Origin of the sequence: Streptomyces parvulus, assembly GCF_014648855.1 — a bacterium.
In the GTDB taxonomy this organism is placed as follows: Bacteria; Actinomycetota; Actinomycetes; order Streptomycetales; family Streptomycetaceae; genus Streptomyces; species Streptomyces parvulus.
Map to the genome: position 1 here is coordinate 300,885 of NZ_BMRX01000001.1, position 24,329 is coordinate 325,213.

21 protein-coding genes are annotated in these 24,329 nt (G+C 75.0%); 14 read left to right on the plus strand and 7 right to left on the minus strand.

Translation table 11 applies throughout. The annotated features are described in order from the left end of the window. Window positions 1-14: 14 nt before the first annotated feature. Window positions 15-1,649 (minus strand): penicillin-binding transpeptidase domain-containing protein, encoded by a 1,635-nt coding sequence (locus tag IE108_RS01445; RefSeq protein ID WP_064728910.1) that lies wholly within the window; start codon window positions 1,647-1,649, stop codon window positions 15-17. Between the two features lie 303 nt (window positions 1,650-1,952). Beyond that, window positions 1,953-2,942, minus strand: a complete 990-nt coding sequence (locus IE108_RS01450; protein ID WP_064728909.1) for a CE1 family esterase — start codon at window positions 2,940-2,942, stop codon at window positions 1,953-1,955. A 115-nt stretch (window positions 2,943-3,057) separates the two neighbouring features. Here IE108_RS01450 and IE108_RS01455 point away from each other — a divergent pair, with 115 nt between their 5' ends. The 6 genes from IE108_RS01455 to IE108_RS01480 all read left to right on the plus strand — a co-directional run bounded on the left by IE108_RS01455 (window position 3,058) and on the right by IE108_RS01480 (window position 9,658). Continuing rightward, a complete protein-coding gene (locus IE108_RS01455; RefSeq protein WP_269465971.1) occupies window positions 3,058-3,990 on the plus strand; it encodes a LysR family transcriptional regulator in 933 nt (310 codons plus the stop codon). Beyond that, on the plus strand, window positions 3,987-4,865 hold the full coding sequence (locus IE108_RS01460) for a serine hydrolase (protein ID WP_064728907.1): 879 nt from the start codon (window positions 3,987-3,989) through the stop codon (window positions 4,863-4,865). The genes IE108_RS01455 and IE108_RS01460 overlap by 4 nt, the downstream gene beginning before the upstream one ends. A gap of 68 nt (window positions 4,866-4,933) precedes the next feature. Beyond that, window positions 4,934-5,302, plus strand: a complete 369-nt coding sequence (locus IE108_RS01465; protein ID WP_064728906.1) for a DUF6479 family protein — start codon at window positions 4,934-4,936, stop codon at window positions 5,300-5,302. A gap of 645 nt (window positions 5,303-5,947) precedes the next feature. Continuing rightward, window positions 5,948-6,928: a nucleoside hydrolase gene (locus IE108_RS01470; RefSeq protein WP_064728905.1), complete on the plus strand. Its 981-nt coding sequence runs from the start codon at window positions 5,948-5,950 to the stop codon at window positions 6,926-6,928. Window positions 6,929-7,063: 135 nt separating this feature from the next. Next, on the plus strand, window positions 7,064-8,734 hold the full coding sequence (locus IE108_RS01475) for a glycoside hydrolase family 13 protein (protein ID WP_064728904.1): 1,671 nt from the start codon (window positions 7,064-7,066) through the stop codon (window positions 8,732-8,734). Window positions 8,735-8,890: 156 nt separating this feature from the next. Next, window positions 8,891-9,658 carry a hypothetical protein gene (locus tag IE108_RS01480; RefSeq protein WP_064728903.1) on the plus strand — a complete coding sequence of 256 codons (768 nt, stop codon included), beginning with the start codon at window positions 8,891-8,893 and terminating at the stop codon, window positions 9,656-9,658. Window positions 9,659-9,664: 6 nt separating this feature from the next. Here the strand turns inward: IE108_RS01480 and IE108_RS01485 are convergent, their stop codons facing one another. Next, window positions 9,665-10,375 (minus strand): GAF and ANTAR domain-containing protein, encoded by a 711-nt coding sequence (locus IE108_RS01485; protein WP_064728902.1) that lies wholly within the window; start codon window positions 10,373-10,375, stop codon window positions 9,665-9,667. A gap of 151 nt (window positions 10,376-10,526) precedes the next feature. Beyond that, complete coding sequence (locus tag IE108_RS01490) at window positions 10,527-11,876, minus strand: helix-turn-helix domain-containing protein (protein WP_064728901.1); 1,350 nt, start codon at window positions 11,874-11,876, stop codon at window positions 10,527-10,529. 114 nt (window positions 11,877-11,990) lie between these two features. On the opposite strand from IE108_RS01490, the gene IE108_RS01495 reads away from it, so the two are divergent. Together IE108_RS01495 and IE108_RS01500 are read left to right on the plus strand one after the other, a co-directional pair. Further along, window positions 11,991-12,167 (plus strand): hypothetical protein, encoded by a 177-nt coding sequence (locus tag IE108_RS01495; protein WP_189397554.1) that lies wholly within the window; start codon window positions 11,991-11,993, stop codon window positions 12,165-12,167. Between the two features lie 143 nt (window positions 12,168-12,310). Then, entirely contained in the window at window positions 12,311-13,252 is a 942-nt protein-coding gene (locus tag IE108_RS01500; protein ID WP_064728900.1) for a hypothetical protein, read from the plus strand. A 7-nt stretch (window positions 13,253-13,259) separates the two neighbouring features. On the opposite strand, the gene IE108_RS01505 is transcribed toward IE108_RS01500, so the two are convergent. Next, entirely contained in the window at window positions 13,260-14,348 is a 1,089-nt protein-coding gene (locus tag IE108_RS01505; protein WP_064728899.1) for a hypothetical protein, read from the minus strand. A gap of 64 nt (window positions 14,349-14,412) precedes the next feature. Further along, window positions 14,413-15,603, minus strand: coding sequence for a PP2C family protein-serine/threonine phosphatase (locus tag IE108_RS01510; protein WP_064728898.1), 1,191 nt, complete (start codon window positions 15,601-15,603; stop codon window positions 14,413-14,415). 115 nt (window positions 15,604-15,718) lie between these two features. Between IE108_RS01510 and IE108_RS01515 the strand changes: the two genes are divergently transcribed. From IE108_RS01515 to IE108_RS01530, 4 genes are all read left to right on the plus strand, one after another. Continuing rightward, window positions 15,719-16,189 (plus strand): hypothetical protein, encoded by a 471-nt coding sequence (locus IE108_RS01515; protein WP_064728897.1) that lies wholly within the window; start codon window positions 15,719-15,721, stop codon window positions 16,187-16,189. 85 nt (window positions 16,190-16,274) lie between these two features. Further along, window positions 16,275-17,183 carry a hypothetical protein gene (locus tag IE108_RS01520; protein ID WP_064728896.1) on the plus strand — a complete coding sequence of 303 codons (909 nt, stop codon included), beginning with the start codon at window positions 16,275-16,277 and terminating at the stop codon, window positions 17,181-17,183. A 45-nt stretch (window positions 17,184-17,228) separates the two neighbouring features. Beyond that, the gene (locus tag IE108_RS01525; RefSeq protein WP_064728895.1) at window positions 17,229-17,582 is read left to right on the plus strand and encodes a hypothetical protein; all 354 of its coding nucleotides are present in this window, start codon (window positions 17,229-17,231) and stop codon (window positions 17,580-17,582) included. A gap of 83 nt (window positions 17,583-17,665) precedes the next feature. Next, a complete protein-coding gene (locus IE108_RS01530) occupies window positions 17,666-18,673 on the plus strand; it encodes an endonuclease/exonuclease/phosphatase family protein (protein ID WP_064728894.1) in 1,008 nt (335 codons plus the stop codon). 28 nt (window positions 18,674-18,701) lie between these two features. Here IE108_RS01530 and IE108_RS01535 read toward each other — a convergent pair whose 3' ends face one another. Then, on the minus strand, window positions 18,702-20,789 hold the full coding sequence (locus IE108_RS01535) for a PhoX family protein (RefSeq protein WP_064728893.1): 2,088 nt from the start codon (window positions 20,787-20,789) through the stop codon (window positions 18,702-18,704). 265 nt (window positions 20,790-21,054) lie between these two features. On the opposite strand from IE108_RS01535, the gene IE108_RS01540 reads away from it, so the two are divergent. Further along, window positions 21,055-22,446 (plus strand): VWA domain-containing protein, encoded by a 1,392-nt coding sequence (locus IE108_RS01540; RefSeq protein ID WP_064728892.1) that lies wholly within the window; start codon window positions 21,055-21,057, stop codon window positions 22,444-22,446. 147 nt (window positions 22,447-22,593) lie between these two features. Next, the gene (metG, locus tag IE108_RS01545) at window positions 22,594-24,315 is read left to right on the plus strand and encodes a methionine--tRNA ligase (protein ID WP_064728891.1); all 1,722 of its coding nucleotides are present in this window, start codon (window positions 22,594-22,596) and stop codon (window positions 24,313-24,315) included. The last annotated feature ends 14 nt before the right edge of the window (window positions 24,316-24,329 follow it).

Consider the following 24,329-nt stretch of genomic DNA (forward strand, 5'->3'; position numbering starts at 1 on the left):
GGCGGCCGCGACCGTCAGGAGGGGTCCTCCGGTACGGCGGACAGCAGGCTGTGCACGACCGGCCCCGCGGAGCCGCCGCCGGTGACGCCCTCCTCGACGACCACGGCGACGGCGACGTTGCCGCGGTGGGCGACGAGCCAGCCGTTGTTGTCCTGGTCCTCGGAGACCTCGGCGGTGCCGGTCTTGGCGCCGACCTCGCCCGGCAGGTCGGCCAGGCCGCGGGCGGTGCCGTCGGTGACGGTGTCCCGCATCAGCCCGCGCAGCTGGGTGACGACCTCGCGGGGGAGCGGTTCGGTGCGGGTGCCGTTCTCGTTGCCCGCGGTGACGGACGGCTGGTGGAACTCGCCCGAGACCGCGGTCGCCGTCACGGACGCCATGATCAGGGGGTTGGCCTGGATGCGGCCCTGCCCGATCATCGACGCGGCCTTCTCGGTCTGGTCCTTGGGGACCGGCACCGAGCCGTCGTACGTCGGGATGCCGACGTGCCACTCCTGGCCGACCCCGAAGTAGGTGCGGGCCACCTCGCCCAGCTCCGCGTCGTCGAGCTTGCCGCGCAGGCTGATGAAGGCCGTGTTGCACGACTCCATGAAGTCCTTGCGGAAGGTGGCGCCCGGGTGCTCCGACGTCTCGACGTTGTGGAACTCCTTGCCGACCGTCAGGTACTTGGGGCAGTCCACGACGTCGTCCGGTTTCACCGCGCCCTTGAGCAGCAGGGCGCTGCTGGTGACGATCTTCCAGGTGGAGCCGGGGGCGTAGGTGCCGGAGGCGGCGCGGTTGAAGCCGGTGGAAGGGGAGTTGGCGAGGGCCAGGACCTCGCCGTTGTCCACGCGCAGGGCGACGAGCGCGGCGTTCTTGCCGTCGGCCTTCGCGAGGGCCTCCTCGGCGGCGGACTGCCAGCGGGCGTCCAGGGTGGTGCGCACCGGCTGGTCCGCCGTGGCCGGGTCGGGCTTCTCACCGAAGGACGCCTCGGTGCGCACGGCCTCGCCGCTGGCCCGGTCGACCAGCTCGACCGCACCGCGCGGACCGCCGCCCGCGTCGCCGGCGAGCCGGCCCAGGAGCGGTGCCAGGGAGGGGTACCGGCCGCCGTTGAGGGAGGTGCCCTCGCGGTCGGTGACCTTCGGCGCGGCGGTCTCCTCGCGCTCCAGCCGGAACTTCTCGGTGTCGCTGAGCCTCGGATGCACCAGGGAGAGCCGCCAGTCCACCTTCCAGTCGCCGTTCTCCTGCTCCCGCAGCGGCAGCCGCGACTCGTAAGTCCAGGTGCCGAGACCGCTGATCGGCATCCGCGCGGTGAACGGCACGCCGAGGGTGCCGTCCTCGGCCTCCTCCGCCTCCTTCGCCGCCGTCAGCTTCGGCTTCTCGATGTCCAGCCCGGCCGTGAAGCTCTGGAGCACCTCCTCGGCCGTACCGGGTCTGGTGGTGCGGCCGGCCGCGCTCGGCAGGCGCCCGGCGGACCAGTCGGCGAGGAACGCCCGCGCCTGTTCCATCGCGGCGGGGTCCGGGCCGTCGTCGCCGCGCGCGAAGGGACCGAGCCCGGCGGCGTACGAGCCGCCCGCGGCGATCGCGAGCACGACCCCGACCGCGGCTACGGCCCGCACGCCGTTGCGGGGGCCGCGGCGGCGGGGGGAGGTGAGGTAGGAGGGTTCGGACATCGGGATCTCCTGTACGTCGGTGGCGTCGGGGCGGTGCGGGCCGGGGGCTGGTGGGCGGGGGCTCTGGTGAGCGGGGGGGCGGTGGGCCCGGCGGCGGACCGTGGGCCTGGCGGCGGCCGGGGGGCCGGGGGAACCGGTAGCGGACGGTGGGGCCGGCGGCGGCCGGGCCGGGGCGATGGACCCGGTGCGGCCGGTGCTCCTCGCGGAGGCTGGTGCGCCTGCCGACGGCCGGTGGCGGCCGGCGTTCCGGATCGTCGGCGCGGGTGCCGGCGGCGCGGGCGGCCGGTCAGCCGGCGCGGCCGGTCAGCCGGCGGGGCCGGTGAAGAAGTCGAGGATCGCGGCGGTGGCGTCCAGGTCCTTGCTGACGGGGCCGAACCCGTCGGGCGGGGCGACGGCCGTGCCCGGCCAGGTGTGGCCGGCGTCGTGGACGACGAGGAGGCGCACGGCGTCGCCGTCCCCGCCGTCCCCCGCCCGCCAGACGGTCTCGTCGTAGCCCTTGCGCGCCCGGGTGACCGGGGCGCCCGCTCCCCCGGCGTCCGCGAACGCCTCGGCGGTGTCCCGCGCCGACAGGCTCGGCAGGATCGGCTCCTCGGGGTCCGGCGGCGGGGAGGGCAGGCCGGCCAGGGGGCGTACGGGGTCGTCGGCGCCGTAGACGACCATGACGGGGACGGGCCCGGTGGGCTTCACCGCGGCGTCGCCGGCGGTCAGCTGGCCGGAGACCGAGGCCGCCCCGGCGATCAGGGCGGGGCGTTCGGCGGCCATGCGCAGGGCCATGGAGCCGCCGTTGGAGAACCCGGCGACGTAGACCCGCCGGGGGTCGGCGCGCTCGGTGCGGACCAGGTGCCGGACCAGCGCCTCGGTGAAGCGCACGTCGAGGCCGGGGTCCGGGCGCGAGGCGGTGGCCCGGCTGCCCGCGCCCCAGCCCCGGTCCAGGCCCTCGGGGAAGGCCACCAGCATGCCGCGCCGCCCGGCGGCCCGTTGCAGCGCGCTCTTCTCCCGCAGGTCGGCGGCGCGCTCACCGCGGCCGTGGAAGGCGATGACCAGGGGCCTGCGGCCGTCGGCGGCGGGACGGTGCAGGAGGTAGCGGCGGTCGTGGCCGTCCACCGCGAGCCGCCCGCGGACCTCCGGCGGTGCGGTGCCCGCACCGCCGCCCGGGGACGCGCCGCTCGCGGGTGGCGCCGCCTCGGGCCGGTCTGAGTCGGCCGAGCAGCCGGCCAGCGGCAGCAGGAGGGCGAGGGCGAGCGCGGCGGGCCACCGGGCCGGGCGGGGTGCGAGGTCGCGGAAGGAGCGCATGCCCCGAGGAGAGCAACACCGTCGGGCCCGTGTCCAAGATTCATATGGATGTCGGATCGATCAATCCCCGATATGATTACTGGTCGTGGACCTGGTGCGGCACCTGGAGTGCTTCGTGGCTGTTGCAGAAGAGTCACACTTCGGGCGTGCCGCGGCCCGGCTCGGCATGGCCCAGCCGCCCCTGTCGCAGCGCATCCAGCGGCTGGAGCGGGAGCTGGGCGTCCGGCTCTTCGAGCGCACCAGCCGCCAGGTGAGGATCACCGAGGCGGGCACGCTGCTCCTCGCCGAGGCCCGCGAACTGCTGACCCGCGCCGAGTCCCTGCGGGCCACCGCGCGCCGGGTCCGCGACGGCGAGACCGGTCTGCTGCGCGCCGCGCTGTCCCCCGACATCTCCGGCGAGACCGTCGCCGCCCTGCTCGCGGACTTCCGTCGCCGCCACGCCGGTCTGGAGCTGGAGCTGCACGAGCTGTCCACCGCCCAGCAGCTCGCCGGGTTCGCCGCGCACGAGCTGGACGTCGGCCTGATCCACCACCCGTGCGACGTCACCGGCCTGGAACTGGGGCCGGTGCTCCGCCGCGACCTCGGCGTGCTGCTGCCGCGCGGCGCGGTCCCGGCGGACCGGGAGGAGGTGCCGCTGGCCGCGCTCACCGGCTACGACCTGGTCCTCTTCCCGCGCGCCGACGCCCCCGCGGTCTACGACGACCTGCTCACCGCGTGCGCCCGGGGCGGCTGGACGCCCGGTGCCGTACGGCACGGGCAGGGCGCCAGTTTCGTACGCGGCCTGGTGCTGTCCTCCGGGGCCGTCGCCCTGTGCCCGCGCGACACGCGGCTGGTGACCCCCGGCGACCAGGACCTCGTCTGGCGGCCGCTGGCCGGGGCGGCGCCCGCCTGGCGGCACTCCGTGGCCTGGCCCAGGGGGCGCGGTGACTCCGCCGTCGCCGCCTTCACAGACGCGGCCACCCACGCCCTGCGCACCACGGCCGGCGCCCACTCGGAGGCTCCCGCCCGGCCCCTGCACCTTCGCCCGGCATCGGAGTACTGGCTGTGACCGACACCGTCACCCTGGCGCGCCTGGACGCCGCCTTCGCCGAGGCCGGGGTCACCGGGTGGCTGCACGCCGTGGACGTCGACTCCGGGGCGCAGGTGGAGGCCGGGGCGGACCAGGCGGTGTGCACGGCCAGCGTCCACAAGGTGTGCGTGCTGGTGACGCTGCACGAGCGGGCCGCCGCGGGGGCGCTCGACCTCACGGAGCAGGTCGAGTGCCCGCCCGCCGGGCGCACCCCGGGGCCCACGGGGCTCTCGGCGATGCTGGACCCGGTCCGGATGTCGCTGCGCGACGCCGCGTTCTGGATGATGTCCGTCAGCGACAACACCGCGGCCGACCTGCTGCTGCGCCGGGTCGGACTGGACGCCGTCAACCGGACCGCCGAGCGGCTCGGGCTGACCCGGACCCGTGCGGTGTACGGCTTCGGCGAGATGCTGGCCACCATGCGGGAGGACACCGGCCCCGCCGGCGCGCAGGCGCTGACCGACCCGCACGTCATCACCCGGCTGCGCGCCCTCGACCCGGCCCGCACCAACCGCAGCACGCCCCGGGACATGACCCGGCTGCTCGCCGCGGTCTGGCGGGACGAGGCCTGCCCGCCCGAGTACGGGGCCGCCATGCGCCGGATCATGGGCCTCCAGGTCTGGCCGCACCGCCTGGCCTCGGGCTTCCCCTTCGACGACGTCCACGTGGCCGGCAAGACCGGCAGCCTGCCGACCCTGCGCAACGAGGTCGGCGTCGTCGAGTACCCCGACGGGGGCCGCTACGCCGTCGCCGTCTTCACCCGCACCGCCCACACCGCCGCCACGCTCCCGGCCGCGGACGCGGTCATCGGCACGGCCGCCCGGATCGCGGTGGACGCGCTGCGGGCCCCGTGAGGCGGGGCCCGTCCACCTTGTCGGACATATAGGGCGCTTTATCTCATTTGGGGGTACATAATCAGAACATGAGTACGGCAACGTATGAACTGCTGGCCGCGTCCGACGCGGTCAACGTGACAGTGGCCTTCATCCTCGGGCTGGTGGTCGCCGGCGCGCTCATCGGCGCCGTACGGATCGGCATGCGGGTCATGGACCGCGAGTCCGACCGGCCGCGGGCCGAGGACCAGCCCCACCTCCCGGCGTCGGGCGCGGTCCGCGAGGAGCGGGAGATCCGCGAACCCGACGAGATCCCGCTGAACCAGGACGGCAGCCCCCGGCTGATGCCCTACGAGCTGCACCACTCGGGCAGCCGCCGGGGCGAGGACCAGCGGCGCCGCAAGTGGCTGCCGGGTTCCAGCGGAGCCTTCGGCAGCGGCGGCTCCGGCCACCACTGACCGGACGGCGCTCGGCGAACCCCGGAGGCGCGCCCTCGGCGGGCGGCCCCGCGAGGGCGGCTGCGCCGGGTCTGCGCCCGTGATGCGGACATCCTGGCCTGCTTCGGCGGCACAGGGGCGTGCGGGACCCGCCGCAACACCGCCGGCGGAGCCCTGAGCACCGACCCGAGCGGCATCGACCCGAGCGGCATCACCGCCGACGCGGCCCCGCGAGGGTGACAGGACGCGGCACCGTGGACCGTGCTGGAGCAGGTCGGCGCCCCCCGGAGCAGGCACCCCGGACACGCCGCGCCCCGACGGCACGGGCGCTCGCACGTCCCGGCACCAGCGGCACCGCCCGCCGGGCTGAGCGCCGGCCCGACCCTCCCCGGCCGCCGACGGCCCCGCGAGAGCGACCGGGCGCCACGCGACATGCGAACGTCCCCGCACAGCACTCCACTCCCGCTCCCGACACCCGGCCCCCACTCGCGGCAACGCCGGCCGGCCCGCCCGAGGGGTGCCGGGCGGTGCGCCCGCCGGGGCGGCTGCGGGCGTCGCAGAGGGTGCCCCGCGGCGGCCGCCCCCGCGCACCCCCGCCCGCGGGCGCCGCCGCCCCGCGCGCGTAGGGTCGCCGCACCGGCACCCCGCAGCGCAAGGAGCCCCGCCGTGACGACCGCCCCCGGCCGGACGCAGCCCGTCCCCGTGATCATCGACTGCGACACCGGCATCGACGACGCCCTCGCCCTGCTGCTCGCGGTCCGCCACCCCGGCCTCGACCTGCGCGCCGTCACCTGCGTGGCCGGCAACACCGACGTGACCGGCGTCGTACGCAACACCCTGACCGTGCTGGAGCAGGCCGGCGCCCCCGACGTCCCCGTCGCCCGGGGTGCCGAGCGCCCGCTGATCGAGGGCGTGCGCACCGCCCGGCACGTGCACGGCCGGGACGGCATGGGCGACCTCGGCCTGCCCGCGCCCACCCGCGCCGCCGCCGAAGTGGACGCGGTGACCCTGCTGCGCCGGGAGATCCTCGCCTCCCCGCGCCCGGTCACCCTGATCCCCACCGCCCCGGCGACCAACATCGCGCTGCTGCTGCGCACCCACCCCGAGGTCACCCGGAACATCGAGCGGATCGTGTTCATGGGCGGCGCGGTGGCCACCGGCAACGCCACGCCGGTCGCCGAGTTCAACGTCTGGCACGACCCCGAGGCCGCCGCGATCCTGCTCACCGCGGGCGTGCCGATCACGATGTACGGCCTCGACGTGTTCCAGCGGGTGATCGTCCCGGGCCCGGACGTGCGCCGCCTGCGCGCGAGCGAAGAGCCCGGCACCCGGCTCGCCGGCGAGCTGCTCGCCCACCGCGGCCCCGCCACCGACGAGTCGGACCCCGGCGGCGGGCTGGGCGACGCGGGCGCGGTCTGCGCGGTGATCGACCCGGCGGGGCTGACCACCCGCCGGCTGCCGGTGGAGGTCTCCCTGGCCCCCGGACCGTCCCGCGGGCAGACCGTCGTCGACCGCCGCGCCCGCCCCGGCGAGTCCGAACTCCACGAGGGGACCCGCGAACAACCGCTGGTGGACGTGGCCCTGGACGTGGACGTGGCCAGGTACGTGGAGCTGTACCTCTCGGCCGTCGAGCGCCGGGCCGTCTAGGAGCCCGCCGGGCGGACCGTCCCCACGCCGGCGGACCGCCCCGGCGCGTCGCGGGCGCGCGGTTTCACTTTTCGGGTGATCTGGACAGATCTAACAGACCGATCGTGTCGCCCGCACGCCCGCGAAGGAGACCGCGTGACCGTACGCAGCACCGCCGCCAAGCCCGACCTGTCGTCCAAGGACCCCAACTGGTGGCGGCAGGCCGTCATCTACCAGGTCTACCCCCGCAGCTTCGCCGACGCCGACGGCGACGGCCTCGGTGACCTGCGCGGCGTCACCCAGCGCCTGACCCACCTGGCCGGCCTGGGCGTCGACGCCCTGTGGCTCAGCCCCTTCTACCCCTCCGAACTCGCCGACGGCGGCTACGACGTCGACGACTACCGCGACGTCGACCCGCGCCTGGGCACCCTGGACGACTTCGACGCGATGGCCGCCGAGGCGCACCGGCTGGGCCTGAAGGTGATCGTCGACCTGGTCCCCAACCACACCTCGCACCGCCACGCCTGGTTCCTGGAGGCCCTGGAGGCGGGCCCCGGCTCCCCGGCCCGCGACCGCTACGTCTTCCGCGACGGCCGCGGCACGCAGGGCGAACTCCCGCCCACCGACTGGCAGTCGGTCTTCGGCGGCAGCGCCTGGAAGCGGGTGCCCGACGGCCAGTGGTACCTGCACCTGTTCACCCCCGAGCAGCCCGACCTGAACTGGGACAACGAGCAGGTCCGCGCCGACTTCCGCACCACGCTGAAGTTCTGGTGCGACCGGGGCGTGGACGGCTTCCGCGTTGACGTCGCGCACGCCCTGGTCAAGGACCTGACCGAGCCGCTGCGCGACCTCGGCTCCCCCGAGCTGAGCGGCGAGGCGGCGCTCGCGCGGTTCGCCCCCGGCACCCACCCGTTCTACGACCGCGACGACGTCCACGAGGTCTACCGCGACTGGCGCAAGATCTTCGACACCTACACCCCGCCCCGCATGGCGGTGGCCGAGGCCTGGGTCCCGGGCGCCCGGCGCGCGCTGTACGCCCGGCCGGACGAGCTGGGCCAGGCCTTCAACTTCGAGTACCTCCAGGGCGGCTGGGACGCGGCGGAGCTGCGCGCGATCATCACGGGCTCGCTGGCCGACGCGCACGCCGCCGGCGCCTCGGCGACGTGGGTGCTCTCCAACCACGACGTGGTCCGCCACGCCACCCGCCTGGCGCTGCCGCCGGACACCGACACCGACGCCTGGCTGCTGTCCGGCGGCCACGCCCCGGCCGTGGACGCGGCGGCCGGACTGCGCCGGGCGCGCGCGGCGACGCTGCTGATGCTGGCGCTGCCCGGTTCGGCGTACGTCTACCAGGGCGAGGAGCTGGGGCTGCCCGAGGTGGCCGACCTGCCCACCGAGGTCCTCCAGGACCCCATCTGGGAGCAGACCGGACACGTCCGCAAGGGCCGCGACGGATGCCGGGTGCCGCTGCCGTGGACGACGGACGGCCCGTCGTACGGGTTCGGCGCGGGCGGGTCCTGGCTGCCGCAGCCGCCGGGCTTCTCGGCCTACTCCGTCCAGGGCCAGGACGGGGTGGCGGGCTCGACGCTGGAGCTGTACCGCTCGGCGCTGCGGCTGCGCCGCAAGCTACTCGACGGGGAGTCGCTGACCTGGGCCGACGACATGCCGGCCGGGGTCCTCCGGTTCGACCGCTCGGACCGCTGGCGCTGCGTCACCAACCTCACCGGCAACACCGTCGACCTCCCGGCCGGCGAGGTGCTGCTGACCAGCGGCCCCCTGGACGACGGCCGTCTGGGCCCGGACACGACCGTGTGGCTGGGGCTGTAGCCGCCCGTCGGACCGCACGGCCCCCGTCCCGCCCGGCCGCCCGTCCCTCACCCGGACGGACGCGCGCGCTGGTGGTGGGGCGGGGACGGTGGTGGCCTGGGGGGTGCGGCCGGGCCCGGAGCGGCGCCGGTCGCACCGGCCCTCCAGGAGGCACCGATGCGGCACGCCCCCGCCGCCCGCACCCCGCTCGCCGCCGTGCTGTCGGCGGTGCTGGCGCTGACGGCCGCCGCCTGCGCCGGAGGCGGACGGACGGGGGTGCGCCCCGCCGCCCCCGCGCCGACGGAACCGCGCTCCCCGGCGGCGCTGACACCGGCCGAGGTACCGCCGGTGCTCACCCGGGGTCAGGCGCGGGCGGCCCTGATCACCGAGGAGGACCTGGGGGAGGCGTGGGAGCCGACGCGGGGCGCCGCCACCTGGCGGGACGAGCTGCTCAAGGCGACCGCCGAGCGGGCCGACTGCCACCGCCTGCTGGACGTCCTGTACACCGAGGACCTCTTCGGCGCCGGCGCGCCCCGCGCCACGACCGCGCTGGACGACGCGGACGGCGGGGCCCAGCTGCACTACCGGGTGACCTCGCACCGGGCCGCCGACCTGGACCGCACGCTGGCCTGGCTCGCGACCCTGCCGGACACCTGCGGGCGCTTCACGGCCCGCGCTCCCGAGGGCGCGGTGCGGGACGTCCGGGTCGGCGCCCTGGAGCTGCCCGGGGCGGGGGAGGCCCGGCAGGGCGTGCGGGTGACGGTGGACGGGGGAGACGCCGCCTTCCTCACCGTGGACCTCGCCGCCGTACGCGTCGGCGACGACGCCGTCAGTCTCACCAACGGCACCCTCGCCGAACCCGCCGACGACGCCACCTGGACGGCCGCGGACACGGGCGCCCGGCACCTGACGGAGGCCCGGCGGCTGGGGCGGGCGCAGGTCTAGGGCCTTCTAGGCCGGGCCCCGGCCGTCCCGGCCGAAGTGGCGCCGGTGGGTGAGGACCTCACGCGCCGCGTCCTGGACGGTGCGGCCGCGGACGAAGGCGTCGGCGCGCAGGCGGGCGAGGGCCTCGTCGGCGCCGATCCGCAGCTGGGCCATGATCATGCCGACCGCCCGGTAGACCTCGTCGTGGTCCCCTGCCACCTCGTCGAGCCAGGCCCCCGCCCGGCGCGGCAGCGCCATCAGGGCCGCCGTGATGACCCCGGCCACCAGCCGCGCCGTCCGCAGCTGCGGCGCGCTCAGGTTGCCGGGGCTGTTCCGGTAGAGGTCGAGGGTGCCCAGGCACGCGTCGCCGGTGCCCAGCGGCAGGGCGTAGACCGCGCGGACACCGGCCGCCGTGGCCTGCTGGGCGAAGAACGGCCACCGCCCGGCGTCCGCGGCGGACGCCAGGTCGCAGGCGAGCACCGGCGCGCCCACCTCGACGGCCGTCACACAGGGGCCGGTGCCGAGGCTGGCCTGGATCTCCGCCAGGTAGGAGGCGCGGTCCCCGCTCGCGCACAGCCGCACCGGCACGCCCTCGCCGCGCAGCGACGCGCTCGCCCCGGCCACCGGGAGCAGCCGCACGGCGGTCGCGCACATCCGCCCCGGCACCTCGGCCGGCGGTGTGCCCCGCACCTCCGCCGCGATCAGTTCGGCGGCCGAGGGCTCGTCGGTGGGCGGCACGCGGCACCGCCTCCTTCCCGCACGGCGGCCGAGAGCCGACTACCCGTGCCCGACCGGCGGAAACCGGCGGCCGCACGGGTCCCGGCGGGCGGGCCCGCGGCGGGGCTGCGGCGGCGGCTGGGCGGGCGCCGGCGGCGGACCCGCGGCGGGGCTACAGCGGCGGCTGGGCGGGCGCCGGACCCAGCGTCGTCGTGCCGGGCGCGGTGCGGTGCCCGAGCCCGGTGCGGTACGCGTCCAGCGCGGCCTCCACCCGCCCGGTGCGCCGCAGCAGGTCGCCGAGGAGCCGGCACAGGTCGGCCAGGTCGCCGGCCGCGCCCGCCCGCTCCAGCAGGCTCAGCGCGCGGACGTAGTGCTCCTCGGCCGCCTCGGTGTCGCGGGCGTCCTCGGCGATGATGCCGAGCAGCCGGTGCGCGCCCGCGGAGTGCACCGCGCCGCGCTCGGAGGAGAGGTCGTCCAGCACGTCGTGCAGCAGCCCGGCGGCCTCCTCGGACTTGCCGCGCCGGTGCAGTACGTCGGCCAGCTCGACGGCGACCTGGCTGCTGTAGAGGGCGGCGCGGGTGGCGGAGAGCATGCTCAGCGCCTCGCGCATCTCCTCCTCGGCGCGCGGCAGCTCGCCGTTCTGGGCGCACACGTAGCCGCGCATCCAGTGGCAGTTGGCCAGCTCGGTGCGCAGGTGCAGCGTGCGGTACAGCTCGGCGGCCTTGGCGAGCGAGGCGTCCGCCTCGGCGAGGCGCCCCTCGGCGAGCAGGGTGCGGGCGACCGAGCGGTGCATCCGGGCGACCAGCGCGGGGTCGCCGGCGCTGGGGGCGAGGGAGAGGGCCAGTTCGGCGGCCTGGGCGGCGCGGGCGTGCGCCCCCATGTCCATGTACGGGCCGATCGCGCTGGCGTAGAGCAGCAGCAGCGCGTCGGGGTCGTGCAGGCCGCCGCGGTTCAGCTCGTCGAGGGTGGACTCCAGGAGGTAGACGGCGTACCGCAGTTCACCGGCGAGGTAGTGCGCGACGGCCCGGCCGCGCAGGGCCGGGACGCGGGCGGGCAGCGGCGCGCCGGCGTCGGCGAGGCAGCCCTCGGCGCGCTCGAAGTACTGGCGGGCGGCGGCCAGTTCGCCCGTCTCCACGGCGCACTCGCCGAGCCCGAGCAGCGCGGCGGCGCGTTCCTCGGGCAGCTCGTGCGCCTCGGCCTCGGTGAGCAGCCCGGCGTACTGCCCGGCGGCCTGTTCGGCGCCCTCGGTGGCCAGCGCGCGCTGCGCCTCGGTGAGCCTGAGCCGCAGGTCGGTGGCGAGCCGCGCCGGGCGCCCGGTGGCCAGCTCCTCGTAGCCGACGCCCAGCCGCTTGGCGAGGTGCCGCAGCGCGTCGTCGGAGGGGCGGACCCGGCCGGCCTCCAGGGTCGAGATGTACGCGGGCGTGTACGCCGGTTCGGCGAGCTGGCGCTGGGTCATCCCGCGCTCGGCCCGCAGTCGTTGCACCCGGCGTCCGATGGCCCCTCGGTCGTCACGGTCCCCCACTGCCAACTCCCCTTGAGGCTCTTGCCGTTCGACTCGTACGGCTCTAGGTTAAACCGCGTATTAAGCGTGCTTAACAGCGCTTGGCACAATCCCCCGGATCCCGCAGAGGACGCCGTGCCCGCACCCACCCGCACCGCCGAACGCTACGCCAGGGCCCTCGCCGCCGCCCTCGCCGCCGTGGCCTGCCTCCTGCTGGCCGCGAACGCCGGCCCGACGTCCACGGCCGGCTCCCCGGCCCCCGTGGGGGAGACCGCCCCGCGACTGGAGGGCGTGGCCTCCGCGGACCGCTGAGGGACGTCCGGGCAGCACCGGGGGCGCCGCACTCTGCCCCCGCGGCCCGGGACCCTGCCCGTCCACCGCTCCCCCGCGCCGCCGTGCGCCGATAAACAGATGGGTCAAGCCCGGACGGGGTCCGGGTCAGGAAAGGAGCCAGCGTGCGGGCACACCGCGACCGAGACACCGACCGGGAGGCTGCCGCCCTCCAGCGGCAGGCGCTCCGCCGCCCCGCGCGGGATTCGAGAGACGCCCGGATGCTGGGTCTCCAGGAGAGCGCGGGCAACGAAGCCGTCACGGAATCGCTCCGCAGGTCCGGGCATCCCGGCGCGCAGCACGGGGCGACCGTGCAGCGGGCGCCGAAGCGCGGCCACGAGGAGAGCACCGGGAACGAGATCAATCCCGAGGCGGTCAGCATGATCGCGCAGCCGCTCGGCCACGAGGACACCTACAAGGGCGGCAAGGGCCGCAAGCTGCCCAAGGACCAGAAGGAGGCCGCCTGCTGGGAGTGGGCGGTCCGCGCCGCCTCGGAGGGCAGCGGGATCTCCCACGGCGACTGCTGGGAGTACCTGACCAGCATGGGCGAACCTGCCACCCTCGGCCAGATCGCCCCGGCCGTCAGGCAGGACCTGGACCAGCTGCGCAACGACATCACGGCCGCCGGGATGGCCTTCGACCCCTTCAAGATCGACGAGAAGCACGATGAAGGGGCGATCCTGCCGCTGATGCACCGGGCGGTGCAGGGCTTCGTGCGGTCCAACGGACTGGAGGTCGCCGAGGGGAATCCGGCGGGCTGGATCGTCTGCAACTACAAGATGACGGGCAAGCTGGCCGTCCCCGACCACTTCTGGATCGAGCTTCCCGATCCGAACACCGGCAAGCGCGTCGTGCTCCAGACGGTCCCGGACATCGACTACATCGAGGCCGGCGGGCAGGACCTGCGCTGGCACGAGAAGGACAGCGTGAAGGAACGCCAGAGCGAGCACGAGGTCCACCAGAAGATCGAGGTCCCCGTCGCCGCGCTCAAGGGCCGGCACACCCAGATCATCAACGGCATCCTGGAAACGGGCCGCCGCACCCGCGCGAAGGCCGGACCCGCCTAGGGCGCTCTCAGACCTGAGCCTGCAACCGGTTCATCTCCCGCCGTACGTGGTCCAGGGCGCCCTCGCGGCTGCCCGGCACCCGGCCGCGCAGGGCGGCGAGGGCCGCGCCCAGTTCGCGGGCCGGGCCGGGGTCGCGCACCCTGCCCCACTGGTGGTGGGCGCGGTCGACGGCCGCCTCCACCGCGGGCGAGTGCGGGGGCTGGCCCGCGCCCAGCCGGGCCTCGGCCACCGTCAGCCAGGCGCGGCAGCTGCGCACCGGGTCGCCCGCGAACATCGCGAGGTCGGCCCGGACCTCCGTCCAGTGCAGTGCCTCCTCGGAGGCGGGCCCGTGGGCGTGGGCGGCGGTCCCCTCGTGCCGGGCGGCGAGGGCGTCCGCGTCCGGGTGCCGGCCGGCCTGCACGGCGGCGGCGATGACGGCGTGCGGGTCGCCCGCGGCCGGTCCCGGCGCCGTCAGCACCAGGTCCGCGCCGGCCACCACGCCCTCCCCCGCGGCGTCGGCCGCCGCACGGGCCAGCGCCCGCCGGTGCAGCTCGTCGGGGGGCGGCCGGTGCCCGCTGCGCAGGATCGTGGCCAGGGCCCGCATGTACGAGGGGATCGCGAGGGTCCGCCGCGCGGGGGGCGGCGCGACGCGACCGTAGACGGCGTTGCCGCGCCCGCAGTCCAGCCCGTGCGGGCCGCCCGTCCGCAGCCACTGCCAGGTCTCGCGGTCGGCGTGCAGGTCGAGCAGCAGCGTCGTCGCACCGCTCGGGCGCAGCCGCAGCTCCTCGCGGATCCAGTGCCAGGGCAGGGCGGTGTAGCGGACGGTGGCCGGGGTGGTGCGGGCCAGCGCCAGGTGCGGCAGGCGCTGGCGCCGGTCCAGCTGGAGCTGCCCGGCGATGTAGACGGTCAGCGGTCCCGGGGCCGCGGCCGCGGCGCGCAGCCGGGTGAGGACGGCCTGCGGTTCCAGCGGGTCGGCGAGTTCGACGACGTTCGCCGTGTCGGTGCCGGAGAGCACCGCGGGCGGCACGGCCGCGAGGACGGGGAGCACGGAGGCGGCGTCCACCAGGCACCCCCTGCCCACGGGCGACGCCGCGAGCAGCAGCACGGTTCCGGGCATGTCCCCTCCCCCTGTCGATCACGTACGGCAGCACCGTAACCGCTGCGACCGCGAAGCGGGTCCTTCAGGGCCACTTCGGGGGCAGCCCCTCCCGGCGTACCGCGAAGACGGTGGTGTCGTCGGCGAGCCGCCCCCGGCAGTGCCGCAGCGTGCCGTCCCGGACCAGGGTCACCAGCCGCTGCGGCGCGGCGTTCGCGGCGTCGGTCTCGACCGCGTGGGCGACGGCGTCACCGTGCCGGTAGAAGCGCCCCTCGGGGTCACGGGCCTCGGTGACCCCGTCGGTGACCAGCAGCAGCGACTCGTCGTCCGCGAGCGCGGTCCGGCTGAGCGACACCACGGGGCCGGGGGCGAGGTCGCTCATGCCCAGCGGCAGTCCGCCCCCGACCGGCAGCGACCGCACCCCGCGGGGGCCGACCGCCAGGGGCGGCTCGTGGCCGAAGACGACGACCTCCACGGCCTCGGGCAGGTCGCGGCGGAAGCCGACGAGCACGGCCGTGGCGAACCGGTCGCCGTCCGCGCGGCCGAGGGCGGCCGTGTGCGCCCGGTGCCGCAGCATCCGCATCTCCAGGTGCCCGGCGACCACGGCGAGGTCCGGCTCGTGGAAGGCGGCCTCCCGGAAGGTGCCGAGCAGCGCGGCGGCCGCGTCCACCGCGCCCAGGCCCTTGCCCTGGACGTCGCCGAGGAGGACGCGGGTGCCGTGCGGGCCGGGCTGGATGTCGTAGAAGTCGCCGCCGACGCGGGCCTCGCTGTCCGCGGAGAGGTAGACGGCGCCGTGCTCCAGGCCGCCGAAGCCGGCCGGCAGCGGGCGCAGCACGGTGCGGCGCGTGGTCTCCGCGATGTCCCGCATGTGCAGCATGCGCCGCTCCCCGCCGACCCGGACCGCCGCCGCCACCACCGCGACCCCGCCGCCGACGACGACGAGCAGCAGGCCCGGCAGTCCGGTCTCGTCGCGGTGCTTCCACACCAGGTCGGCGAGCAGGTAGACGCCGACCGCCAGGACCGCGAACACGGCCGTGACCCGCACCGAGCAGATGGCCGCGGCGACGCCGGGGACGAGCACGGTCCAGGCGATGATCTGGAAGATGCCGGTCGTGATGTCGGCCGCGGCGACGCCGCCGAGCAGCACCAGCGGGATCAGCCAGGCGACGCTGTGGCCGTGCACGCTGAGGAGTTCGTTCCGCGACACCACGTCGCCGCGGCCGGCCGCGTGGGCCAGCCGTCCCCACTTCCACCGGCCACGCACCGGCCTGCGCACGCGACCCCTCACAGGGGCAAGCGAAGCACGCCCCCCGCCGGCCCGCATCCTGACTTGCCGCCCGGCCCGCCCAGGTGTGCCCTGGAAGTCGGGGCGAGGCGAGAGGAGTGCTCTCATGGCTCACGCGGTACCGACACGCGGCACGTCCAAGGGTCCGGGCAGCAGGCGCGGGAGCACGCTGCCGGACGTCTACGGCGCGCGGACCCACCTGCTGGCGAAGTGGGCGATGCCGCTCGCGATCGGCCTGGTCTACGGGTACTGGGTCGCGTCCGTCCGCCGCCACGGCGGTCCCATCACCGGCTGGAACCTGCTGGTCGGCTTCCTGAGCGTGCTCGTGTTCTTCGTGCTCTTCGTCGCGGTCCGCGAGGTGGCCGCGCGGCTGCCCCGGGAGGCCCACGCGGTGCTGTGGGGAGCGTTCGCGGGCAGCGCGCTGGGGTTCCTGTACTCCGGCAGCGGCGTGGCCATGTTCACGTCCATCCTGGTGTCCCTGCTGCTGGCGGCGGCGGTGACGGGATCCCTGATGTACCGCTACTACACGCACGAGGACGCCGAGCAGGCGCGGGCGGCCCGCCACCGCACGACCTGACCGGACCGCCGCGCGGGGGGCGGATACGGGGCCATATGCAGTCACGCCGGTCGCCCGGAGCGGCCGGCGCGGCTTGCCTTGAAGGGTGGCCCCGCGACTGAGGAGCGGCCTGTCGGCCGTACTGATCTGCCTCGCCTGCCTGCTCGCCCCGTGCGGCGTGCTGGCGGGCTGGGCCGCGTACGGGCTCGCCGACACCGGCCGCTACGTCGCCGCCATGGCGCCGCTCGCCGACGACCCGAACGTGCGGGACACGGTCGCCGACACGCTGGGCGCCGGGCTGGCCGACGAGGTCGCCGCCGGTCCCGGCAACGGCGCGGTGCGGCTCTTCGTACGGGACGCGGCCCGCTCCTTCGCCCGGACCGAGGCCTTCCGCGTGGGCTGGACCGCCGCCAACCGCACCGTCCACGAGGCCGTCCTGCGCGCCCTGCGCGACGACGCGGCGAGCGGACGCCCGGTCACCGTCGACCTGGCGCCGGTCACCGCCCGGGTCCGGGAACGGCTGGCGCGGGACCACGTGCCGTTCGCCCGGCGCATCCCGGTGCGGCACACCGCGGTCACCGTGCTCCCGGCCCGTGACGCGGACCGGCTCAGGAAGGGCTACCACGTGCTCGACGTCGCCGCCTTCTGGCTGCCCCTCGCGGCGGTCCTCTTCGCGCTCGGCGGCATCGCGGTCGCCGCCTGCCGCCGCCACGCGCTGACGGCCGCCGGGATCGGCACCGCGCTGGGCGGCGCCCTGCTCGCCGTCGCCGTCGTGGTCGGCCGCCGGCTCACCGTCACGGACCTCCCCGGCCCGGTGGACGGCCCGGCCGCGGGCGCCGTCTACGACGCCCTCACCGAGACGCTGCGCACGGCGTCCTGGCTGCTCGTCGGCCTCGGCCTCACCGTGGCCCTGGCCTCCTGGCTCACCGCCCGCCTCCGCGACCTCCTCCACCGCCGCAACCCAACCACACCCACCACCCCCACGCCCCCGAGCCCGACCCGCACCCACCTCTGAAACCCCTTGGCGGCTCAGGCCCCCCGGCGACTACCGTCACCGCTCATGCCCGAGACGACGACCCTGTGGCGCCCCACCGGCCCCGAGGAGCTGGCGCTGGTGGCGGCCGCCGGCTGGACGGCCTGGCCCCCGCGCCTGCCCGAGCAGCCGATCTTTTACCCCGTCCTCAACGAGGACTACGCCGTCCGCATCGCCCGCGACTGGAACGTCCCCGCGTCCGGCTCCGGCTACGTCACCCGGTTCGAGGTCGACACCGCGTTCCTGGAGCGCTATCCCGTGCGCCGGGCGGGCGGCGAGACGATCCTGGAGCTGTGGGTCCCGGCGGAGGAGCTGGCGGAGTTCAACCGGCACATCGTGGGCCGCATCGAGGTCGTGCGGGAGTTCCACGCCGCCGTGTAGGCCCGGCGCGCAACTTCCGGTCCGCGGTGCTCGTCCTTGAGGGAGGATTCGGGCATCGCACCCGCGAGCGGAGGGCCGGCACGTTGGACACGGACACGGGCACCGGCACGGCGGCCGGCGAGTGGGCCCGCCCCCCCGGCCGGCCGGGCCGGCGGCGTTTCGGCGCCTGGTGCGCGGCGCTGCTGTTCGCCCTGGTGAGCGTGGTCGTCGGCTGCCGTGCCGCGGACACCGACGGGGTCACACCCGTACCGCAGCTGCTGGCCTTCCTGCCCTGGCTGCTCGTGCCGACCGCTGCCGGACTGCTGCTGTCGCTGCTCGCGCGGTGGTGGACCGGCGCGGTGTGGGGCGTCGCGCTGCTCGGGCTGCTGGCCTGGTTCATCGAGCCGTACGGCAGGACCGCCGACCCCGCCGGGCCGCCCCTGGCCGAGCTGCGGGTGCTGACCTCGAACGTCGAGTTCGGGCAGGGCACCGACGCGCTGGTCGCGGCCGTACGGGAGGAACGACCCGACGTAGTCTTCGTACAGGAGTGCGAATACACCTGCGACGCCACCCTGCGCCGCGAGCTGGCCGCGGACTTCCCGCACCGCCGGGCGGTCGAGGGCGGCGGCTCCGAGGGGTCGGTCATCCTGAGCACCTTCCCCCTCCGGGCCGCCGACGGCGTCCCCGCCACCATGGGCATGCCGGGCGCCGTGGCCGACGTGAACGGACACCCGGTACGGCTCCAGCTCGCCCACCCGATGCCGCCACTGCCGGACCAGGTCGGCCTGTGGCGCGGCGAGCTGGACGCGCTGCGGGACGCCGTCGCCGGGGACGGCGGGACGCCCACCGTGGTGGCCGGGGACTTCAACGCCTCCCAGGACCACGCCGCCTTCCGCCGCATCCTCGACACCGGGCTGAGCGACGCCGCCCGGCTGTCCGGGGCGGACCGCACGGCCAGCTGGCCCGCCCGGACCAGCCCGGCCTTCGGCGTGCAGATCGACCACGTCCTCGTGTCGGAGGACTTCGCCGCGCGCGGCGCCCGGTTCCTGGACCTGGCGGACACCGACCACCGCGCGCTGGTCGTCGACCTCACGCTGCACGGGGCCCGCTGACGCCGGGCCCCGCACGGCGCGGTGGGACTCAGACGCCGATGTCCTCGCCGTCCGCGCGCCACACGGCCACGACCGCCGGGCGCACGATCTTGCCCGGCCCGTCGGGCCAGGTGGAGGCCGGCTTCTCCACGGAGGCGCCGTCGACCTCGCCCGGGTGCTGCACGGCGACCAGCACGCGCCGGTCCTGGACCAGCGGGCCGCAGGTCTCCGCACCGGTCGGCACGGTCAGGAACTGCTTCAGCTCACCGCGCCGGTCGCCCCTGGTCGCGACGCCGAAGAGGCCGTCGTGGGTGCCGAGCGCGTTGCCGTCCGTGGAGATCCACAGGTTGCCGTGGTCGTCGAAGGCCACGTTGTCCGGGCAGGAGATCGGGCTGACCCGCTCCTTCGGGAAGCCCGCGAAGTACGTCGCCGGGTCCTCCGGGTCGCCCGCGACCAGGAACAGCGACCAGGCGAAGCTGGTGGCGTCGGCCCGGTTCCAGCGCTCGGTCAGCTCCAGGACGTGCCCGTGCTTGTTGGCGTTGCGCGGGTTGGCCTCGTCCGGCTTGGCGTTGGAGCCGACACCGCGGTTGGTGTTGTTGGTGAGCGCGACGTACACCTTGCCGGTCTGCGGCGACGGCTCGATGTCCTCGGGCCGGTCCATCTTGGTGGCGCCGACCTTGTCGCCCGCGAGCCGGGTGAAGACGCAGACCTCCTCGGCGCTCATGCCCTCGACGTGCGAGACGGCGCCGTCCTCGGTCGCGGTGACCAGCGGAATCCAGTGACCGCTGCCGTCGAACTCGCCGTCGCGCGGCAGCTTGCCCGTGCCGTCGATCTCGATCGCCGGGGAGTCGCCGCTCAGCTTGGCGACGTACAGGGTGCCCTCGTCGAGCAGCGACAGGTTGTGCTCGCGCGCCGAGCGGCTGCCGCCGTGCCGCATCCGCTTGCTGCCGACGAACTTGTAGAAGTAGTCGAACCGCTCGTCGTCGCCGGTGTAGACGACCGGACGGCCGTCCCAGGTCAGCCGCACGGTGGCGGCCTCGTGCTTGAAGCGGCCGAGGAGCGTGTGCTTGCGCGGCGTGGACTCGGGGTCGTACGGGTCCAGCTCGACGACGTACCCGAAGCGGTGCACCTCGTTGGGCTCCTTGGCCACGTCGAACCGCTTGTCGAACCGCTCCCACTTGCGCTCGGTGGCCCCGGTCCCGATCCCGTACCGCTTGTCGGTGTCGCGGCCGCTGTTGGCGAAGTACTGGTTGAAGTTCTCCTCGCCGTGCAGGGTCGTGCCCCACGGGGTGGTGCCGCCGGAGCAGTTGTTGAGGGTGCCGAGCACCTTGCGCCCGGAGCGGTCGACGGAGGTCTTCACGAGGTCGGACCCGGCGGCGGGCCCGGTCAGCCGGAACTCGGTGGTGGCGGTGACGCGCCGGTTGAGCCGGTGCCGCGAGACGGGCGTCAGCCGCCCGCTCCGCCTCTCCTCCTCCACGGCGACGACGGACAGCCCGTGCGCGGCCCAGGCGATCTCGACCTGCTCGCGCGTCGGGTTCTCGGGGTCGTAGCCCCGGAACATGAGGATCTCGTCGGTGTACTCGTGGTTGGCGACCAGCACCTGCCGGTCGCGCTCGCCCCGCAGCGGCAGCAGCGCGAGGAAGTCGTTGTTGTAGCCGAACTGACCCGCCTGCGCCTTCGCGGTCTGCTTCTCCGGGTCGAAGGCGGGCGCCCCGCGCAGGATGGGTTCACCCCAACGGATCACGACGTCCTGGCGGTAACCCTCCGGAACGGTGACCTTGTCGTCCTTGTTGGGTGCGACGGGCGTGAACCGCAGCCCGCGCGCACCCTGCGGTTTCGGGTGGTGCCCGTGGCCGTGCCCGTGCCCGGCCGCCGGCGCGGCCTGCGCCGACGGCGCCCCGGCCACACCCACGGCCCCGGCGCCCGCCGCGGCGACGGTGACCACGGCCGCGGCGCGCATCATGGAACGGCGGCTGAGCGCGCCCGCGATCACGTCGCCGACGTACTCGTTGGCGCTGGTGTTCGGCACCTCGTGGAAGCAGGCGTCACCACACCGGAAGCGACAGGTCATGGCGGACCGGCCCCCCGGGTGCGAGCCGGACGACGGTGTCCCGATCAACGGCAGCAGCTTGCGCACTGTGTTCTCCCCTGAGAAACCCTTGGATGCCCTTGGTGTCAGCGCGACCGTAGGTGCACATACGTGCGGGAGCCGGGCGGCGCGGTGAACGAAGGGTGAACCCCCGGAAGCCGGAGGGGAATTGCCGCGGCGTCTCGATCACACCTTGACGCGCCCGTGCTTTCGTGGCAGACCCTGCACAAGATCACAAGTCGGGACCGCTAACCTTACGTGTCCGTCCTGGCCAGGGATTGACGGGCATCAACTCACCCGAAGGGTTGCGCACATGGGCATTCTCACTCTCCTGCGGAACGCGTTCGGCCGGTCACGCAAGGAACAGACCGCCCCGGCGGAGGGTGCGACGCAGGAGACGGCACCGCCGGCCACCGCGCCGGAGCCGAAGCTCCCGTCCCAGCCCACCGCACCCGCGGAGCCCCCCACCACCCAGGTCCCCGAGCCCCGCTCGGAACCCACCCCCGACGAACACGACCTGGTGAAGGCAGCCTTCACCAACATCAACGTCCCAAAGCCGACCCCGGCCCCGACCCCGGACCCGAAGCCGGAGGCCGAGGCGAAGCCCGAGCCCGAGGCGAAGCCGAAGGCGGACGCGAAGCCCGAACCGGAGCCCACCCCGGAGCCCGAGGCAGAGCCGAAGGCGAAGGCAGAGCCGGAGACGAACGCCGAACCGAAGGCCGAGCCGAAGGCGAAGGCCGAGCCCTCGACCCCCGCAGCCGCCGACGGCGAGGACGCCCCACAGGGGCCACCCGCACCCGACAACGAAACCCGCACGGGTGGTGCGGGTGGGAACAAGGACTCCGAAGGCGAAGCCGAGGAGACCACGCGCCCGGAGCCGGAGGCCCCCGCCGAGGAGACCACGCGCCCGGAGCCGGAGGCCCCCGCCGAGGAGACCACGCACCCGGAGCCGGAGGCCCCCGCCGAGGAGACCACGCACCCGGAGCCGGAGGCCCCCGCCGAGGAGACCACGCACCCGGAGCCGGAGGCCCCCGCGACTCCGAAGCCCGCCACCCCCGCGGCGCGAATCAAATCCCGCGCCCCCGCCCTCACCACCGCCTACAAGGCCGCCGCCACCACCCTCAAGACCCACGACCTCACCGGCACCCGCGCCAAGGTCCACCTCGTCCTCGACCGCTCCGCCTCCATGCGCCCGTACTACAAGGACGGCTCCGCCCAGGCCCTGGCCGAGCAGACCCTCGCCCTCGCCGCCCACCTCGACCCCGAGGCCACGGTCCACGTCACGTTCTTCTCCACGGAGCTGGACGGCACCGGCGACCTCACCCTCACCGACCACGAGAACAAGATCGACGAGCTGCACGCAGCGCTCGGCCGCATGGGCCGCACCAGCTACCACGCCGCCGTCGAGGCCGTCCTCGCCCACCACGAGAAGGAAGCCCCCGGCACCCCCGCCCTGGTGGTCTTCCAGACCGACGGCGCCCCGGACGCCAAGACCCCGGCCACCCAGGCCCTCACGGACGCCGCCGCGAACCACCCGGACGTCCACTTCTCCTTCGTCGCCTTCGGTGACCCGGAGAACAAGGCCTTCGACTACCTCCGCAAGCTCAAAACGGGCAACACGTCCCACTTCCTCGCCGGCGAGACTCCGAAGGAGCTGACCGACGAGGAGCTGTACGAGGGCGTACTGGCGACCTGGCGTCCGTAACCACGACGGGTCGTCCCGGGCCGCCTCCTTCCACTCCCTGAAACGGAAGGAGGCGGCCCAACCCATGTCGGCTACGATTTCAAGGTTCCACGGACGACCGAGATCACAGGATCGTCACTCCACGTAGCGACTTGGGAGCAGCCCGCGATGGCTCGACACCTCATCACCAGCGCCCTTCCGTACATCAACGGGATCAAGCACCTGGGCAACATGGTGGGGTCCATGCTCCCGGCCGACGTCTACTCCCGGTACCTGCGCCAGCGCGGCCACGAGGTCCTCTACATCTGCGCGACGGACGAGCACGGCACCCCCGCCGAGCTGGCCGCGAAGGAGCAGGGCCTGCCGGTCGACGAGTTCTGCGCGTCGGCGCACGACGCCCAGAAGGCGGTCTACGACGGCTTCGCCCTCGCCTTCGACTACTTCGGCCGCAGCTCCTCGCCGCAGAACACCGAGATCACCCAGCACTTCGCCCGCAGGCTCAACGAGAACGGGTTCATCGAGGAGCGCGCGATCCGCCAGGTGTACAGCCCGGCCGACGGCCGCTTCCTCCCGGACCGTTATGTGGAGGGCACCTGCCCCCACTGCGGCTACGACAAGGCCCGCGGCGACCAGTGCGAGAACTGCACCCGGGTCCTCGACCCCACCGACCTGATCGAGCCGCGCTCCGCGATCTCCGGCTCGACGGACCTGGAGGTCCGCGAGACCAAGCACCTCTTCCTCCTCCAGTCCAAGCTCCAGCACGAGGTCGAGGAGTGGGTGGCCCGCCACGAGGAGGAGTGGCCGCAGCTGGCCGCCTCCATCGCCCGCAAGTGGCTGAACGAGGGCCTGCACGACCGCGCGATCACCCGCGACCTGGACTGGGGCGTCCCGGTCCCGGCGGACACCTGGCCGGACCTGGCGGCCGAGGGCAAGGTCTTCTACGTGTGGTTCGACGCGCCGATCGAGTACATCGGGGCGACGAAGGAGTGGGCGGACCAGGACCCGGAGAACCGGGACTGGAAGTCCTGGTGGTACGACGCCGACGACACCGTCCGGTACACGGAGTTCATGGCCAAGGACAACGTCCCGTTCCACACGGTGATGTTCCCGGCCACGGAGCTGGGCGTCCGCGAGCCGTGGAAGAAGGTCGACTACGTCAAGGCCTTCAACTGGCTGACGTACTACGGCGGCAAGTTCTCCACGTCCCAGAAGCGCGGCGTCTTCACCGACCAGGCCCTGGACATCCTCCCGGCCGACTACTGGCGGTACTTCCTCATCGCCAACGCCCCGGAGTCGGACGACTCGTCGTTCACCTGGGAGCACTTCACCGCCACGGTCAACAAGGACCTCGCGGACACGCTCGGCAACTTCGTCAACCGCGTGCTGTCCTTCTCGAAGAAGCGCTTCGGCGAGGCGGTCCCGGCCGGCGGCGAGCCGGGTGAGGCGGAGACGCGGCTCGGTACGGAGATCGCGACGCTCCTCGCGGAGTACGAGTCGCAGATGGAGGCGCTCCAGTTCCGCAAGGCCGCCGCGGCCCTGCGCGCCCTGTGGTCGGCCGGCAACTCCTACCTGGAGGAGAAGGCCCCCTGGCTGGAGATCAAGACCGACAAGGACGGTGCCGCGCTCACCCTCCGCACGGCGATGAACCTGATCCACCTGTACGCGGTGGTCTCGGAGCCGTTCATCCCGGGCACCGCGGCCGCCATGCGCCAGGCCTTCGCCCTGGAGGAGGACACGGCGACCTGGATCACCCCGGACGAGGCCCGCGCCCTCACGACGGTGGCGGCCGGCACCCCCTTCACCGTCCCCCCGGTCCTCTTCGCCAAGCTGACGGACGACGACCTGGACGCGTACAAGGAGCGCTTCGGCGGCGAGCCGCAGCCCGCGTAGGCAGCGCCACGCGC

Excerpts from the sequence above, each read along its gene's own strand:
- IE108_RS01445 (WP_064728910.1), bottom strand. The coding sequence starts at position 1,649 with ATGTCCGAACCCTCCTACCTCACCTCCCCCCGCCGCCGCGGCCCCCGC.
- IE108_RS01450 (WP_064728909.1), bottom strand. The coding sequence starts at position 2,942 with ATGCGCTCCTTCCGCGACCTCGCACCCCGCCCGGCCCGGTGGCCCGCC.
- IE108_RS01465 (WP_064728906.1), top strand. The coding sequence starts at position 4,934 with ATGAGTACGGCAACGTATGAACTGCTGGCCGCGTCCGACGCGGTCAAC.
- IE108_RS01480 (WP_064728903.1), top strand. The coding sequence starts at position 8,891 with ATGCGGCACGCCCCCGCCGCCCGCACCCCGCTCGCCGCCGTGCTGTCG.
- IE108_RS01505 (WP_064728899.1), bottom strand. The coding sequence starts at position 14,348 with ATGCCCGGAACCGTGCTGCTGCTCGCGGCGTCGCCCGTGGGCAGGGGG.
- IE108_RS01515 (WP_064728897.1), top strand. The coding sequence starts at position 15,719 with ATGGCTCACGCGGTACCGACACGCGGCACGTCCAAGGGTCCGGGCAGC.
- IE108_RS01525 (WP_064728895.1), top strand. The coding sequence starts at position 17,229 with ATGCCCGAGACGACGACCCTGTGGCGCCCCACCGGCCCCGAGGAGCTG.
- IE108_RS01540 (WP_064728892.1), top strand. The coding sequence starts at position 21,055 with ATGGGCATTCTCACTCTCCTGCGGAACGCGTTCGGCCGGTCACGCAAG.
- metG (WP_064728891.1), top strand. The coding sequence starts at position 22,594 with ATGGCTCGACACCTCATCACCAGCGCCCTTCCGTACATCAACGGGATC.